Source organism: Quatrionicoccus australiensis (assembly GCF_020510425.1).
In the GTDB taxonomy this organism is placed as follows: domain Bacteria; phylum Pseudomonadota; class Gammaproteobacteria; order Burkholderiales; family Rhodocyclaceae; genus Azonexus; species Azonexus australiensis_A.
The window spans coordinates 4,086,108-4,102,445 of the sequence record NZ_JAHBAH010000001.1 but is presented as its reverse complement, the minus strand read 5'-3'; the positions used below and the strand labels follow the sequence as shown (position 1 = coordinate 4,102,445).

Here is a 16,338-nt window from a genome sequence, read left to right as displayed (position 1 = left end):
ACGTCGGAAAGCGGCTAACAGAGAGTTTTCAGCCTGCCGCCGGAATGTCATCAACGCTCGGGCGGTGTTGCTCGGACAGGTATCGCAACAAAGTCTCGTACAGCCTCTCGGGATCCACCGGCTTGCTGATGTGATCGTTCATGCCTGCTTCGATGCAGGCATGACGGTCCTCCTCGAAGGCATTGGCAGTCATCGCCAGGATCGGAGTGGCGGCGTGGCCCGGCAGGGTTCGAATGGCTCGCGTGGCATCAATGCCATTCAGGTTGGGCATCTGCATATCCATCAGGATCAAGGCGTAAGTGTTTAGTCGAGCCAGTTCCAAGGCCTGTTGCCCGTCCACCGCAAGATCAACAACCAGGCCCGCTTCTTCCAGCAGGCTGCAGGACACCTCCTGATTGATCGGCTCATCTTCAGCGAGCAGCACACAGGTGCCGGCAAATGAGGCCTGCAGGCTGGCCAGGGCTGTTTCGCCAGCACGTATTGCAATCGGTCTGGCGAGGCTCCGGCTCTTGTCCAGGCGAAGCGTGCACCAGAAGGTGCTGCCGATACCGGGCTCGCTTTCGACGCCCGCCTCACCCTTCATGAGCATGGCCAGGCGCTTGCTGATCGCCAGACCCAGCCCGGTTCCACCGTATTTTCGAGTCATCGAGCCATCGGCTTGTTCAAACTCCTTGAACAGGCGCTTTTGATCTTCTTCGGCAATCCCTATCCCGGTATCGACAACCTCAATGCGCAGCAGCACGTCATCCGGCGTTTCCCCTTGCGAGCGGACCCGCACCGTGATCGAGCCATGCTCGGTGAACTTGACGGCATTGGCGGTGTAATTGAGCAGGATCTGGCCCAGGCGTACCGGATCACCACGCAGCTGAAGTCCGGCAATTTCCTCGGGCAGGTCGATCTGCAGTGCGAGCCCCTTGGCGCGGACCTTGTGCTCAATCAGGCTGGTGATGTTTTCCAGCACCTCGCCGAGCAAAAAGTCGTTCTTTTCCAGCGTCAACCGCTCAGCCTCGATCTTGGAGATATCGAGGATGTCATTGATGATGGCAAGCAGATGCCGTGAGGCGCCTTCAATCTTGCCCAACTGGTCGCGGAGCCCGGGATCCTCGGTACGCCTGAGCGCCATGCCGGTCATACCCATGATGGCATTCATCGGGGTCCGAAACTCGTGACTCATGTTGGCAAGGAAAGTGCTCTTGGCGAGGCTGGCAGCCTTCGTCGCATCCAGGGCTTGCCCGAGTTCGCGCGTTCGCTCGGCGACCTGTTCCTCCAGCCTGGCCTGGTGTTGTTCGAGTTCTGCCTTGGCACGTACGTTTTCGGTGATATCGATACCGACACCGATCAGGACCACCCCTTCACTGCGCTCAAAGCGATAACCGTTGAAAAAATAAGGCGCCCGCTTGCCGTCCTTGGCGACAAGAACCGCATCGATGGAGGAGGATCCCGCGGAAAAAACTTCAATGACGGCTTTTTCAATCCGGTCTTTATCTTGTCCATCAAAGAAATCGAGTGGATGCGATTGAGCAATCTCGGCAGCAGAAAGCCCGACAAAGTTCTCAAAGTTCCGATTCCACATCAGGAAGCGACCGGCGCTGTCAAAAACATAAAAAACACCGGGAATCGATTCAATAATCCGGCCTTGCTCATCCTCCAGGCGCTGCTTGTCGGTACTGGCAGCTTTCAGTACGGCAACGGCACGCTGAATTTCGGCAACTTCGTCTTCGTGCACCGGCTCGGGAAGCTCCGTATCGAGCTTGCCTTGCGCAATTTCGACAATGGCATTGGTCACTTGCAACAGCGGATTGATCACCCGCCAGCGAATCATCAGGAAGAGAATACCCACCAGCATCAAGGTGAGCGCACCGACCACGGCAACAACGATCAGGCTCTCGAGTGCGGCGGCATGCCGTTCCTTGGCCCGCTCGAGGGCGGTTTGCATCATGGCGTCCCGCAACAGAACGACGGACTTCATGTAGGGAACGTAACGTGCGGCAAAATCGGCGGTACTCAAGCCGTAGGGACGCCCCTCGCGGCTGGCCGCCTCGACCTGATCGACAAAGCTCAGCCCCTTCTGAAAATAGTCCTCCTCCATCGTGTCGAAGGCATTTTTCTGGAGCGGTTGCGCCTTCAACTGCTGCGTATGCACTTCTATAAGATCATGCAACTGCGCGATTCGACCACGCAGGATGTTGATTTTTTGCTGCTCGGCCAAGGTCAGCGGCTTTTGCTCGGTGAGGGCTGCCGTGAATTGCGAGCCGAGTCGGCCGGCGTATTCCCGGAGTTCGACGGCATACATCGCACCCAAAATCGCCGGCTCAACCCCCGGATCAATATCGATGGCGGTCCGCGCCAACTCTGCCGTGAGCTGGATCAACCCGGGAATGACAGCAAACATCTGGTTGACCGCCTGGGTGACCAGATCGGCCGATCTCTGCGGCCGCGGCATGGCAGAAACCTGCTCGACAACATGGCGGGCCTTATCGAGCTGGTCAATCACGGTCGACATATCTGCGGCCATGGGACAGCCGGGCGGACATGATTGCCCGCGAATGGCTGCCATGAAATTCTGCAAGGCCTGATCCGTCACCAGGCGAGCCTTGTCCAAACGTTCCCGTTTCGCCGCAGCAGGCGGGTCGCCATCGCCCAGGACGCCGTTGGAAGGACCGCGTTCGAACGAGGCCTTTTCGGCTGCGATCATGCCCTTGTAGGCAACCTCGGTCACCCAGAGGCCCTCGCCGGTCGTGTTGAAGGTTTTCCATTCAACAAACAAAAACCGGGACAACATGGCGCCGATCAGAATGACCAGAACGCCAGTGGCAATGGCACTCAGCGTGGAAATACGGAGGTTGAAGGCGTTGCGGGGCAATACCGATCCTGTCAGTCAGAAAATAGCGAAACAGTGCCAGCTCTCTCGGATTTTTCGTCATCGCGAGAGACATAAAAGTCTCTCGATCAGCGCCCGCCTTTCCGTTCGGGCGCATTCGGGGGCTTGCAAGGGCCACCATGATACCGTACGCAGCATCTTGGCCGGTGCGCCGGCGCATGGCCGGCACAGCTCGGCTTGACCCGCTTGCCACGCGAAAAGATCGCTGCAGCCTCCAGTTTTCAGGTATTTCCGGGAGTTGACCGGGTGGAAGACCAGCGTCTTCCTGTTGCCAACCTGCAACCCGTTGTCACACTTGAACCACATTTCAAGCCGATCCGATTCCTTATACTGCCCGGCATTATCATTTCCGGCAAATTGCTCCTGATCGCCATGCATCAGACCGACACCCCTGCCATTTCGCCCAAGCTCACGATGAAAAAACCCATCAGCTGGCTGCTGCTCGCAGCAATCTCCTCCTCGGCCCTGGCGCTGGAACTGGCGCCACTACCGCAGCAGCCCGGCGCAGTAGCGGTCACTTCGGAACTGGTTTCCCGCTTTCACTACCGGGAAAACCAGCTCGACGATGCGTTGTCGGGGCAGATATTCGACCGCTACCTGAAGGCGCTGGATGGCGAGAAATATTTTTTCGACCGCAACGACATCGACCGCCTGGCGCCCTTGCGCACGCGCCTGGATGACGCCATCCGGAATCAGGATCTCGCTCCGGCATTCGGTATTTTCAATCTCTACACCCAACGGGTCGCTGAACGTTATGTCTATGCTCGCGCCCTGCTCAAATCCGGTTTTGACTTCGGGCGGGACGAAAGTCTCGTACTGTCGCGAGAAAAGCTCGACTGGCCGGTATCGGCTGCCGAAGCCGACGACCTGTGGCGCAAGCGCGTAAAAAATGACTGGTTGCGCCTGAAACTGGCGGGCAAGGACGACAAGGCGATAGCCGAAACCCTGGACAAGCGTTACGAAGCATCCATCAAGCGCGTTGGCCGGTTGAAGAGTGAAGATGCGTTCCAGATCTTCATGAACGCCTACACCATGGCGGTCGAACCGCACACCAACTACCTGGGACCGAGTGCGACCGAGAACTTCGACATCTCGATGCGCCTGTCGCTGTTCGGGATCGGCGCCGTGCTGCAGGAGCGCGATGAATACACGACCATCCGCGAATTGATGGCCGGCGGCCCGGCTGCCGGATCGGGGCAGCTCAAGGTCGGCGACCGCATCGTCGGCGTCGGCCAGGGCGCCAACGGCCCGCTGGTCGATGTGACCGGCTGGCGTCTCGACGACACCGTGCGCCTGATCCGCGGCGAAGCAGACAGCGTCGTCGTGCTCGACATCCTGCCGGCCGCGGCCGGTGCCGCCGAAAAACACAAGCTGATCCAGCTGACCCGCAAGAAAATCAGCCTGGAAGAGCAGGCCGCGAAAAAATCGATCATTCCGGTCAGCGATGGGGGCATCACCCGGCGCATCGGGGTCATCGCCCTGCCCTCCTTCTACCAGGACTTCGAAGCCCGGCAGAAGGGCGAGCGCAATTTCAAAAGCGCCACCCGCGATGTCGAGCGCATCCTCGGCGAGCTGAAAAAGGAGAAGGTCGATAGCGTCCTGATCGACCTGCGCGGCAATGGCGGCGGCTCGCTGGTCGAGGCGGTCGAACTGACCGGCCTGTTCATCGACACCGGCCCCGTCGTGCAACAGCGCAATGCCAAGGGCGAGATCAGCGTCGCCAAGGATACCAAGGCCGGCAGCGCCTGGGATGGGCCGCTCGGCGTGCTGATCAATCGCGACTCGGCTTCCGCTTCGGAAATTTTCGCGGCCGCCATCCAGGATTACGGGCGCGGCCTGATCATCGGCGAACCGAGCTTTGGCAAGGGTACGGTACAGACCATGATCGATCTTGACCGCCTGGCCCGCCAGGACAGGCCGCTGTACGGCGAACTGAAAATGACCATCGCGCAATTCTTCCGCATTGACGGTGGAACCACCCAATTACGGGGCGTGACCCCGGACATCGCCTTTCCGTTTGACGATGATGCCGACAGCCAGCGCGAGGCAGCCTTCGAGAACGCCCTGCCCTGGATCAGGATTGCTCCCGCGGCATATACGGTGCAGGGCGACCTGAACAACGAACTGGGCGCGCTGCGCAGCCGCCACGAAGTACGCATCAGGCAGGACCGCGAATTCGTCGCATTGCAGGAAGACATCGCCGAAATTGCCCGCCAGCGCAAAAGCAATAGCCTTTCTCTGAACGAAGCGGAACGCCGGCGCTTGCGCGATGCCCAGGAAGCCCGGGCGGCGAAGCAGGAAGTGCGCAACGCGGCAGCAAAATCCCAGGGCAAACGTGCCGCGAGCAAGCTGGGCGCCTTCAGCGACGATGGCCTGCAAGCCGATGAACGCCCGCTCAGCCAGGATATTGCCGAAGCCGACGAACGCAAGAAGGCCCCGGGTCCCCTGCTGAACGAGGCGGCGCGCATCCTCGGCGACGAGGTCGGCTTGCGCAAGTCGGCGGATTTTCTTGCCGAGAAAACCGGCAAAACAGCACAGGTGCATTAAACCGCGCCAAGACCGCTACCAGGGCAACTCCGCCTGTATTGCGACACAAGGATCATCCGCCTGCTCGAGCGGAACCAGGGCACTGACCCGCACGCCGAGCAGCCGGATCTTCTGCTCCAGCGGCACGCGCTTCAGGCATTCGCCGGCGGCCTGGCGGATTTCCGGGCCGCTGCTGATCGCGACCGGCAGGCTCAGGTCGCGCGTCACCGCGTGGAAATCGGCATAACGCAGCTTGATGCCGATGGTTCGGCCGGCGTAGCCCTTGCGTTGCAGATCGTCGGCAACGCGCATGCACAAGGCGGTGAAAATCTCCGATAAGGCCGCCCTGTCCTGGCGCGCATGCAGATCCCGCTCGAAGGTGCTTTCCCGGCTGATCGACTTGGGTTCCGATTCGGTGACGACCGGGCGCTCGTCGATGCCGTGCGCGACACGATGCAGCCAGGCGCCGGTACGCTCGCCGAACTTTTCGATCAGGAACCCGAGCGGTGCCGCCGCCAGTTGGCCGATGCTGACAATACCGAGCCGGGCCAGGCGCTCGCTCGCCTTGGGACCGATACCGTTGATCTTCTTGGCGGGCAGCGGCCAGATCCGGCTTGCTACCTCCTCCATGCCGAGAATGGTGATGCCGTCCGGCTTGTCGAGGTCGGAGCAGATTTTTGCCAACAGCTTGTTGGGCGTGATGCCGATCGAGCAGGTCAGGCCGGTGGCGTTGAACACCGCCTGCTTGATACGCCGCGCCAGCGGCTCGCTGGCTTCCGGAATGTCGCTCAGGTCGAGGTAGATCTCGTCGATGCCCCGGTCCTCGATCTTCGGCGCAATGCTTGCCACCGCGGCCTTGAAGCGTCGCGAATAGTCGCGGTAGGCATCGAAATTGGCCGGGAGCAGGATCGCATCCGGGGCAAGCTGCGCCGACTTCATCAGGCCCATGCCGGAAAAAACGCCGAGGGCACGCGCCTCGTAGGTCGAGGTGGTGATGACGCCGCGCCCGACATAATCGCCGAGGCGGGCAAAGCGCTTGCTGCCGTCGGGCTGTTCGACCGGCTGATGCACGTTGCGCCCGCCGACCACCACCGCCTGACCGCGCAGTTCCGGATAGCGCAGCAATTCGACAGAGGCGAAAAACGCGTCCATGTCGAGGTGGGCAATTCGCCGATTACTGTTCATCCACACAGTATAGCGAAATTGCTTACACCCTCGCCGGCCGATTCGGCCTGGGCGCGATGCTGCGTGCGGCAACGCACAGAGAAAAGCAGCCCGGACAAGGATGATTGCGAATACGCAACCACCGACGCGGGCTTGGCCACGCCGTCGATCCACATCGAAGGGGTGCCCTGATCCGCACCGCCCACGGAGACTTTCATGTCACATTCCCGCCTGCTGCTTCCCCCGATATTCCTCGCCCTTTCCCTGAGCCTGTTCTCCCTGCCGGTGATCGCCGATGTCGTTTGCGGCCCGATGCAGGACCATGGCTTTGCCAGCGACTACGGTGCCCAGCGCATGGCGCAACGGCAGCAAAAGCTGCATGCAGCACTGAAACTCGACAGCACGCAGGAAAGCGCTTGGAAAGAGCTGCTTGAGTCCGAGAACGGAATGCGCCGGCAAAGTAGCCGCAATATCGACGGCTGGGCCAGGCTGAGCACCGTGGAGCGGGCCGAACGCATGCAGGAAAGCCTGCAATCCCGGCTGCAGGCAATGCGCGAACATCTCGTCGTCCTCAAGGCCTTCTATGGCGGTTTGAGTGTCGAGCAGAAAAAGATCTTCGATGACTTTCACGTCACCCCTAGCCACCGTCCGCGCGCCAAGCCCATGCCCCAGGCACCGAGAGCGGAAGCGAGTGCGCCTTGAAGAGGAAATTCCTGCGCAGCGCGAGCCTGATCCTGCTCGGCCTGGCGGTCAACCCCGCAAAAGCAGCCGAAACCGGCGCCGACTGTGCCGCCCGCAGCGACGACGCGCAACGCCTGGCATGCTACGACCGCCAGGCCGGCCGCAGCGCCCCGCCTGGCCCGGTAGCGGCCAGCACGGCCGTGGTGCCACAAGCACTCGATGACCACGACGCCGGCCGCACGCCCTCGGTGATGTCCAAGGTCTGGGAGCTGGGCGCGACAGACAAGCGCGGCAAATTCGTCGTCCGCACCTACCTGCCCAATTTCCTGCTGCCGGTGCATTACACGAGCAACATCAACCGCTCGCCGAGCAGTCCAACCCAGCCGGCCGGCGCCGGCAACCCGGACTACCGCAGCATCGAGGCCAAACTGCAGATTTCGCTGCGCGCCAAGATCGCCGAAGACCTCTTCCTGCCCGGCGCCGACCTGTGGTTTGCCTATACCCAGAAATCGCTGTGGCAGATCTGGGACCAAAACGACTCGGCGCCCTTTCGCAGCACCGATTACCAGCCCGAGGCGATCTACGTCATCCCGGTGCCGCCGGCGATTGGCGAGCTGCCTTTCGGCTGGAACCTGCGCATGCTGCAGGTCGGCTTCGCCCACCAGTCGAACGGCCAGAGCGACCCGCTGTCGCGCAGCTGGAACCGGATCTATACCGGCATCGGCCTGGAACACGGCGATGTCGGTGTCAGCCTGCGCCTGAACGGCCGTCTGCCGGAGAACAAGAACGACCAGAACCCTGATCTGACCAGCCATATCGGGCGCGGCGAACTGGCGGTGAACTGGTTTCCCGGCGTCAGCACCCTCGGCCTGACCTGGCGCAGCAATTTCAGCAACTTCAACCGCGGTTCGCTGCAGCTCGACATGACCCACCCGGTCTTTGCCGACAAGCCGGCCGGCCTGCGCTGGTATCTGCAACTGTTCACCGGCTACGGCGAAACCCTGCTCGACTACAACCATCGGCAAAGCCGCATCGGGCTTGGCCTCAGCCTGTTCCAGTTCTGAGCGGAGAGCGTCATGCATTGCAATTAGCAGTTGAAATGCCCGGCAAAAAGGTCGAACATGCTGCCCCTTTCGCCCATCGCCGGCCATCCGTCAGCGACCGGCGCAGCAACCAGAACAGGTATCCGGACCGTGGCTTTCAAAGACAACTCTGCAGAACTCAAGCTGATCGATATTGCACTGATCGAACCTGATCCGGCGCACCCGCGCCGGCATTGCGACGAGGTCGGCCTCAAGGGCCTGGCCAACTCGATCCAGAGCAAGGGGCTGATCCATCCGGTGCTGGTCCGCCCGGCCGATGCCGCCGGGCGCTATCGCCTGATCGTCGGCGAACGCCGCTGGCGTGCAGCCCAACTGGCCGGCGAAACGCAGCTGCCGGCGCTGGTCCGCGCCTGCGACGGCGACGAGGCGCTGGAAATCCAGGTCTTCGAGAATCTCGGCCTGGGCCTGCGTGCACCGCTCGAGCCGCGTGAAATGGCCGGCGCCATCCAGACTATCGCCGAACGCTTCGAGAGCCGCGAGGCCGCGGCCGAACATTTCGGCCGCAACCCGACCTGGCTCAACCAGGCCACCGCCGCCGCCAACCTGTCGCCAAAAGTGACCGCCCTGCTCGACTCCGGCAAGATCGCCAGCACCAGCACGGCAATCCAGCTCGAACGCCTAGCTCAGAAAAACGTCGCCAAGGCCGACACCCTGATCGATCAGGTCGAACAACTGCCGGAAGGTGAAAAACTCTCGAAAACGGTAGTCGACCGTGCGCTGAGCGAAGAAGGCCTGCGCCGCAGCAAGAAGAAGCCGGCTGTGGAAGAAGCCGAAGCGCCCGTTGTGACGACACCTGCCTGGGAAAGCCCGGAGCCGGTCGCCGCAACGACCACCGCCGTCAGTGCTCCGGTCGCCGCCCCGACACCGCAGCCAAGCGCCAGCCGCCGCGTCCATCCTTCGAAGATCCGCCTGGTCGCCGAGATTCTCGGCCTGGCCGATGGCGACGAGGAAGAAGTCCTCTCCCGCCTGGTCGACGAGTTCCTGGCCATGCAGGGCGACGCCGGCTCGGCCGCCTGAAGCGCAGAGAAAGCCCGCCATGAACGCAGACAACCAGAACGACATCGCCGACGACGCAGACAGTGCCATTTTCGAGGCGCTGCTCTGGCGCAACAAGGGCTGGACGGCGCGCGTCATCAAGAACGAGGACGACGAAGGCTGGGCGGTCGCGATGATCAAGGACGGCGAGTCGGAGCCGGCCCTGGTCGGCCCGTGGACCATGGGCCGCGACAAGAAGAACCCGAAGCCGCTCGACGCCAATGCCTTCGCGACCCTGGTCAAGACTGCCTCGGAAGTCCTGCGCCGGCATGAACACCACCTGCATGCGCTGTATCACCAAAAGATCACGGTGACGACCGAAGCCGGCCCGGTCAGCGTCACGCTCGACATCGTGCCCGACGAAGACGACCCCTATGCCGTGCTGGCAGCCTACGATATCGCTGGCGAGCAACTCGCCGAACAAAAGGTCGAGGCCAGTTTCAAGCTCAGCATGAAGAGCGCCAGCGCCTGGATCGCCAGCGAGTTCCGGCGCCCCGGCTAGATCAGATCGCCTCTGCCGCCTGCGCGACCAGGCTGAGCGAGCGCAGGCGCAGCGCCGGATCGAAGACGTCGCAGACCAGCATCATTTCATCGGCCGCCGTTGCCTGCTGCAGTTCGCGCAGACCGGCTGCAACCTTGTCCGGCCCGCCAACCACACCGGCGCCGAGAAAGCCCTCGATGCCGGCAAGTTCCTGGCGCGACAGGCCGGCCAGATAGTTTTCTTGCGGCGGCGGCAGGCAGCGCCGGTCGCCGCGCAGGATGCCGAGCACGCGCTGGTAGGTGCTGCTGGCGAGGAACTCGGCCTCGTCATCGTTGGGCGCAGCGATTACCGGCACGCCGATCATCACGTAAGGCTGAGCCAGTTTTTCCGAAGGACGGAAATTGCGTCGGTAGATTTCGATGGCCTGCAACAGCATGGCCGGTGCGAAATGCGAGGCGAAGGCATAAGGCAGGCCGCGCTCCGCCGCCAGGCGGGCAGAGAACAGGCTGGAGCCGAGCAGCCAGATCGGCACCTCGGTGCCGTTGCCGGGCACGGCGATGACCTGCTGCTCCGGCTGACGCGGTCCGAGCAGGCGCTGCAGTTCGGCGACTTCGCGCGGGAAGTCGGCTTCGGTCTCGATCCGGTCACGCCGCAATGCACGCATGGTTTGCTGGTCGGTGCCCGGCGCCCGGCCGAGTCCGAGGTCGATGCGCCCCGGATAGAGTTCGGCCAGCGTGCCGAAGGCTTCGGCAACGACCAGCGGCGCGTGATTGGGCAGCATGATGCCGCCCGAACCGACACGGATGCGGCTGGTCGCCCCGGCGATGTGGCCGACCAGCACGGCTGTGGCCGAACTGGCGATGCCCGGCATGTTGTGGTGTTCGGCCAGCCAGTAGCGCGTGAAACCGAGATTCTCAACGTGTAGGGCGGTATCGCGGGCGATGTTCAGCGCCTCGCCCACCGTGCCGTTTTCGCGGACGGTGACGAGATCGAGCATAGCCAGTTTCGGCTTCACGAGCGTATTCATGTTTTTTCCTCAATGACCCTGGCCGGATTGCGCCGGCTCGCTGCCCAGCCGAGCAATGAAAGTAGCGCCAGACCGCTGCCGATCAACAGGATTCCGGCAATCTCGGTGCTCTTGAAGGCTTCGCCGAAAATCAGGCGCGACGACAGGATGGCGACGACCGGCGTACCAAGTACCGACAGGCTGGCCTCCCAGGCCGGCACGCGATCGAGGATGTAGATCCACAGCCACCAGCACATGGCGGTGCTGGCAATCGACATGAAAGCAAGGATGCCGAGATAACTGCCGCTCCAGTCGGTCGACCGCTCGGGAATGAGCAAAGCCAGCAGTACCAGCGGTATTGCGCCGATGATCATCTGCCACATGGTCAGAGTCAGCAGGTCGACTGGCGTCTTGCCGCGCAGGCGCTTGATCAGGATGGTGCCAGTCGCCCAGCACAATGCCGCCATCAGGCCGAGGAACTTGCTGAACAGGCTGGCGTGCATGTCCCAGGGCTCGATGATCAGCAACAGGCCGCCCAGCGTACTCGCCGCAGCCAGCCACTGCTTGCCGCGCACGCGCTCGCCGAGAATCGGCCAGGCAAGCAGCAGGGTCCAGATCGGCATCGTGAAGATGAGTACCGCCGTCTTGCCGGGGCCGCCTTCGACCAGCGCCCAGGTCTGGAAAATCATGAAGCCGGCAACCTGCGCCAGGCCGATGGCGATGGTCTGACGTGGCGCGACCAGGCTCAAGCGGCGGCCACTGAGCTTGACCGCGATGATCAGTGCCAGCGCGGCACCGACACAGCGTTCGGCGGCAAAGGCAAAGGGCGGCGCGTAGGCCAGGCCCTGCTTGGCGAGCACCCAGGTGTAACCCCAGGTCAGGGAGAGAACGATCAGGGCGAGCGCAGGCAGCCAGCGGCGGTATTCGGACATGAAATTTCCGGGAAAAACGGCCCCGGCCGGCGGTTGACCGGTCGGGGCACGGGGTGAATCAGAAATCAGGCAGCCAGCGTCGGGTAATCGGTGTAACCCTCGGCACCGCCGCCGTAAAGCTTGTCGGCACGCAGTTCGTTGAACGGCTTGTCTTCACGCAGGCGACGGACGAGGTCCGGCGTGCTGATGAAGGGCCGGCCAAAGGCGACCAGATCGGCCTTGCCGTCGGCGACGTTATCGATCGCCAGTTGGCGCGAATAGCCGTTATTGAGCATCCAGGCGCCCGGGAAAGCACGGTGCAGGGCCTCGTAGTCGAAAGCCTTGCCTTCTGGCGTGCGCGTACCACCGGTTTCGCCTTCGATCACATGCAGGTAAGCCAGACCGAACGGTGCGAGCTGTTCGACGATATAGCCGTAGAGCGCCTGCGGATCGCTGTCGAGCGGTGCCGTGAAGGTGGTCATCGGGCTCAGGCGCACACCGGTGCGACCGGCGCCGATTTCCTTGCTGATCGCTGCGACGACTTCGAGCAGCAGGCGGGCGCGGTTGGCGATGCTGCCGCCGTACGGGCCGCTGCGCTCATTGACGCTGTCGCGCAGGAACTGCTCGATCAGGTAGGTGTTGGCAGCGTGGATCTCGACGCCGTCAAAGCCGGCATCGATGGCATTGCGCGCAGCAAGGCGGTAATCCTCGATCAGGCCGGGAATCTCATCGTCACGCAGGGCGCGCGGCGTGGATACGGGAACGAAGCCGTCCTTGGTGAAGGTCGAGGCATTCGCGACCTTGTCGGTCGACGACACCGGAGCAGCGCCATCCGGCAGCAGCGAGCTGTGCGAGACACGGCCGACGTGCCAGAGTTGCAGCACGATCTTGCCGCCGGCCGCATGCACGGCATCGGTGACCTGGCGCCAGCCGGCGACCTGCTCGGCGCTGTAGATGCCCGGGGTATCGAGGTAACCCTGGGCGATCGGGCTGATCTGGCTGGCTTCGGCAATGATCAGGCCGGCCGTGGCGCGCTGACGGTAATACTCGGCAGTCATCGGACCGGCGACATTGCCGGCGATGGCGCGGTTACGCGTCAGCGGCGCCATGACGATACGGTTGGCGAGTGCGATGTCGCCGATCTGGATGGGGTCGAACAAGGTAGTCATGGGTGATTCTCCTTAACGGGGTATTCCGAAAAATAAATTAGACCGGTCGTCTAAACTTTGATTTAAAAAAAGGCTGATTCAGGACGTCGACCGCTAAAGCACTTTCGCCTTAGCGGGAAAACAGGGTTTGCGTGAACTGCATGGCGTTATCGAGCGCTTCGCTGTTGCGATGCAGCTTGCCGAGCAGGCTGGCACCCAGCCACAGCTGGTAAAGCATTTGCGCGGTAGCGAGCGGCGCCAGCGGCGGCAGCGAGCCATCGGCAACGCCGGCTTCGATCAGCGCGGCAATCCGCGCCACGATCTGGTCGGTACCGTCGCGCAGCGTGATACGCATGGTGTCCGACAGATCGGCGACTTCGGCGCTGAGCTTGACGACCAGGCACTTCTGGTCGGAACAGGCCGCCGCGCACTGCTTGTCCAGCCAGCGCTGCCAGTAGCGCATCAGGCGCTCGTGGCTGGACGCCGCTTCGGCTTGCAGCAACTCGTCGATGCCGACCAGGTAATTGGCGAAATAGTCTTCGAGCAAGGCCTGACCGTACTGCTCCTTGGATTCGAAGTAGTGATAGAAAGAGCCTTTCGGCACACCCGCCGTCTTCAGGATCTCGTTCAGGCCGACGCTGGAAAAGCCCTTGCCGGCGATGATCCCGTAACCGATATCGATGATGTGCTGACGCGTATTGTCGTGACGTAAGTTCATGGGACGGCAGTCTGCCACGAATTAGACCAGTCGTCTAGTAACAAATTTGGGGGCACAGGAAGGTGCTTTTTCAGGCTTACAATTCCGTCTAACTGTTCATGTGTTACATTAGATAAATTATCCTTGTCTTTGTTTTATAACTTATTAACTATTCATCAAGGCAACAAAATTCTCCGCCGACACCGGGTAGCTGAACAGGAAGCCCTGCCCGCCATCACATTTCTCATCGCGCAAGAAAGCCAGTTGTTCGGCCGTTTCTATCCCTTCGGCGACCACCTTCTGCTTCAACTTTTGCCCCATGCCGATCACCGCGCTGACAATGGTGGCGTTGTCAGCGTTGGTCGCGATATCGCGCAGGAAGGACTGGTCGATCTTCAGCGTATCGATCGGAAAGCGGTTCAGGTAGCTGAGGCTGGAATAGCCGGTCCCGAAATCGTCGATCGCCAGATTCAGCCCCATGCCCTTGAGTGCGGTCAGCATCGACTCCGACGATGCCGCCTCGTGCATCAGGATGCTTTCAGTCAGTTCCAGTTCGAGATAGCCCGGTGGCAGGCCGGTTTCCGCAAGAATCGCGGCAACGCTCGGCAGAAAATCGACATGGCGAAACTCCACCGCCGAAATATTGACTGACACCGGCACCGCTGGCTGACCGGCTGCCAGCCAGGCCTGTACCTGGCGACAGGCCTCGCGCAAGACCCAGCGCCCGATCGGCACGATCAGACCGCATTCTTCGGCAACCGGGATGAACTGGCCGGGATAGATCATGCCGAGCTTCGGGTCCTTCCAGCGCAGCAGCGCCTCGCTGCCGATCATCCGGCCGGAGGCGATGTCCATCTTCGGCTGGTAGTGCAGTTCGAACTCGCCTTTGCTCAAGGCACGGCGCAGGCTGTTCTCGACGAGCAGGCGCTGCACGGCGCGGGTATTCATGTCGCTGGTGAAAAACTGGTAATTGTTGCGGCCATTGGCCTTGGCGTAATACATCGCGGTATCGGCGTTCTGCATGGCGCTGTCGGCGCTGATGCCGTCGTTCGGGTAGATGCTGATGCCGATGCTCAGGGTCACATGCAGTTCGTGGCCATCGATCAGATGCGGCGTGAGCAGCGAGGCAAGCAACTTTTCGGCAATCTGCGCCGCGTCCTGCGGCTGTTCGATCTCGGCGAGCAGGATGACGAACTCGTCGCCGCCCTGGCGGCAGACCGTATCGGTATTGCGCACGCAGCTGGCGAGGCGCCCGGCCACCGATTGCAGCAACTGGTCGCCGATGAGGTGCCCGAGCGAGTCGTTGATGTTCTTGAAATAGTCGAGATCGAGAAAAAGCAGCCCGACCTGCTTGCGGTGACGGTGCGCCTGGCCGATCGCCTGCGACAGCCGCTCGGTGAGCAGCAGCCGGTTCGGCAGGCCGGTCAGGAAATCGTGCTGGGCAAGATGCGACATTTTCTGCGCCATCGCCCGCGAGGCGCTGACATCGTGAAAGACGATCACCGCACCGGCCACCTTGCCGTCGCGGTTATGAATCGGCGCCGAGGAATCCTCGATCGCCGCTTCGCTGCCATCGCGCCGGATCAGCATGCTGTTGGCAGCCAGCCCGACCACCCGGTCCTCGCTCATCGCCCGCAGGGCCGGACTCTCTGCCACTTTCCGGCTCTGCCCGTCAACGATCCGGAAGACCTCGGCGAGCGGCCGGCCCAGCGCATCCTCGCGCGACCAGCCAGTCATCGCCTCGGCGACCAGATTGAGATAGGTCACATTGGCCTGCAGATTGGTCGTCAGCACGGCATCGCCGATCGAGTTGAGCGTCACCTGGGCACGCTCCTTCTCCGCGAACAGGTCTTCCTGTATCTGTTTCAACTCGGCTTCGACGGCCTTGCGGGCGGTGATGTCCTCGACGATCTGGACGCGCCCGCGCAAGGTCCAGCCATCGCGCATCGCCGCCGCATTCAGGCGCGTCCAGACGATGCTGCCATCACGGCGCAAAAAGCGCACCTCGGCCTGGAAGGCTTCGTCGCCGCGCACCGCATCGCGCCAGGCGATGACAATGCGTTGCCTGTCGTCCGGGTGAATCGCCATGCTCCAGCTGGTGCCCAGGGTCTGTTCCAGGTTGAGCCCGGATATCTCGTGGTAAGCGGCATTGGTGTAGATGCAGTCGCCCTGCGCATCGGACACGAAAATACCGAGCGGCGACGCGTCGCTCATCGCGCGAAAGCGTGCCTCGCTCTCGCGCAGCGCTTCCCGCGTTGCCTTGCGTTCGATCAGGTAATGCAGGGCACGCGGCAGCCAGTGCGCATCGACGTGGCCCTTGACGAAATAATCCTCGGCACCGCGCTGCACGGCGAGACGGGCGATTTCTTCGTCGGCCGGCGCACAGAGCAGAATGATCAGGATGCCGGGCTGCATCATGAAGACGCGCTCGAAGAGGGCCATGCCCTGCCCGTCCGGCAAGCCCAGATCAATCAGGACGACATCGATTTTGCCCTTTTCCAGGCGGTCGACCGCTGCCGCCTGGCAATTTGCCGTCGCGACAGAAAACACCTGCCCGGGCGCCCCGGCCAGGGCACCGGTAATCAGCCCGATTTCGCCCGGGTTGTCCTCAACCAGCAGAACCGTCGTCAGCAAATCGCTCATCGCGGGGCATCCTTGAAAAGTCGGAAAAGTGGCGATCCGAAAGTAAAAATCGCCGCTGCAAG

Annotated in this window: 12 protein-coding genes; 5 read left to right on the top strand and 7 right to left on the bottom strand. The window is 62.2% G+C overall.

All coding sequences use genetic code 11. The features are described 5' to 3' along the window. Window positions 1-28: 28 nt before the first annotated feature. A complete protein-coding gene (locus KIG99_RS19585; RefSeq protein ID WP_226461703.1) occupies window positions 29-2,863 on the bottom strand; it encodes an ATP-binding protein in 2,835 nt (944 codons plus the stop codon). A gap of 432 nt (window positions 2,864-3,295) precedes the next feature. Here KIG99_RS19585 and KIG99_RS19580 point away from each other — a divergent pair, with 432 nt between their 5' ends. Further along, window positions 3,296-5,428 (top strand): carboxy terminal-processing peptidase, encoded by a 2,133-nt coding sequence (locus KIG99_RS19580; RefSeq protein ID WP_226461702.1) that lies wholly within the window; start codon window positions 3,296-3,298, stop codon window positions 5,426-5,428. Between the two features lie 15 nt (window positions 5,429-5,443). On the opposite strand, the gene dinB is transcribed toward KIG99_RS19580, so the two are convergent. Further along, on the bottom strand, window positions 5,444-6,592 hold the full coding sequence (dinB, locus tag KIG99_RS19575; protein ID WP_226461701.1) for a DNA polymerase IV: 1,149 nt from the start codon (window positions 6,590-6,592) through the stop codon (window positions 5,444-5,446). 195 nt (window positions 6,593-6,787) lie between these two features. On the opposite strand from dinB, the gene KIG99_RS19570 reads away from it, so the two are divergent. The 4 genes from KIG99_RS19570 (at window position 6,788) to KIG99_RS19555 (ending at window position 9,892) form a co-directional block, all read left to right on the top strand. Next, on the top strand, window positions 6,788-7,273 hold the full coding sequence (locus tag KIG99_RS19570) for a Spy/CpxP family protein refolding chaperone (RefSeq protein WP_226461700.1): 486 nt from the start codon (window positions 6,788-6,790) through the stop codon (window positions 7,271-7,273). Beyond that, entirely contained in the window at window positions 7,270-8,316 is a 1,047-nt protein-coding gene (locus tag KIG99_RS19565) for a phospholipase A (protein WP_226461699.1), read from the top strand. Before KIG99_RS19570 ends, KIG99_RS19565 begins: the two co-directional genes overlap by 4 nt. A gap of 129 nt (window positions 8,317-8,445) precedes the next feature. Beyond that, the gene (locus tag KIG99_RS19560; RefSeq protein WP_226461698.1) at window positions 8,446-9,372 is read left to right on the top strand and encodes a ParB/RepB/Spo0J family partition protein; all 927 of its coding nucleotides are present in this window, start codon (window positions 8,446-8,448) and stop codon (window positions 9,370-9,372) included. A 19-nt stretch (window positions 9,373-9,391) separates the two neighbouring features. Beyond that, the gene (locus KIG99_RS19555) at window positions 9,392-9,892 is read left to right on the top strand and encodes a hypothetical protein (RefSeq protein WP_226461697.1); all 501 of its coding nucleotides are present in this window, start codon (window positions 9,392-9,394) and stop codon (window positions 9,890-9,892) included. A gap of 1 nt (window position 9,893) precedes the next feature. Here the strand turns inward: KIG99_RS19555 and KIG99_RS19550 are convergent, their stop codons facing one another. The 5 genes from KIG99_RS19550 to KIG99_RS19530 form a co-directional block, all read right to left on the bottom strand. Then, entirely contained in the window at window positions 9,894-10,898 is a 1,005-nt protein-coding gene (locus KIG99_RS19550) for an LLM class flavin-dependent oxidoreductase (RefSeq protein ID WP_226461696.1), read from the bottom strand. Next, a complete protein-coding gene (locus tag KIG99_RS19545; RefSeq protein WP_226461695.1) occupies window positions 10,895-11,809 on the bottom strand; it encodes a DMT family transporter in 915 nt (304 codons plus the stop codon). The genes KIG99_RS19550 and KIG99_RS19545 overlap by 4 nt, the downstream gene beginning before the upstream one ends. A gap of 65 nt (window positions 11,810-11,874) precedes the next feature. Then, window positions 11,875-12,957 (bottom strand): alkene reductase, encoded by a 1,083-nt coding sequence (locus KIG99_RS19540; protein ID WP_226461694.1) that lies wholly within the window; start codon window positions 12,955-12,957, stop codon window positions 11,875-11,877. Between the two features lie 109 nt (window positions 12,958-13,066). Further along, on the bottom strand, window positions 13,067-13,654 hold the full coding sequence (locus tag KIG99_RS19535) for a TetR/AcrR family transcriptional regulator (RefSeq protein ID WP_226461693.1): 588 nt from the start codon (window positions 13,652-13,654) through the stop codon (window positions 13,067-13,069). A gap of 144 nt (window positions 13,655-13,798) precedes the next feature. After that, complete coding sequence (locus KIG99_RS19530; RefSeq protein ID WP_226461692.1) at window positions 13,799-16,276, bottom strand: EAL domain-containing response regulator; 2,478 nt, start codon at window positions 16,274-16,276, stop codon at window positions 13,799-13,801. Window positions 16,277-16,338: the final 62 nt, after the last annotated feature.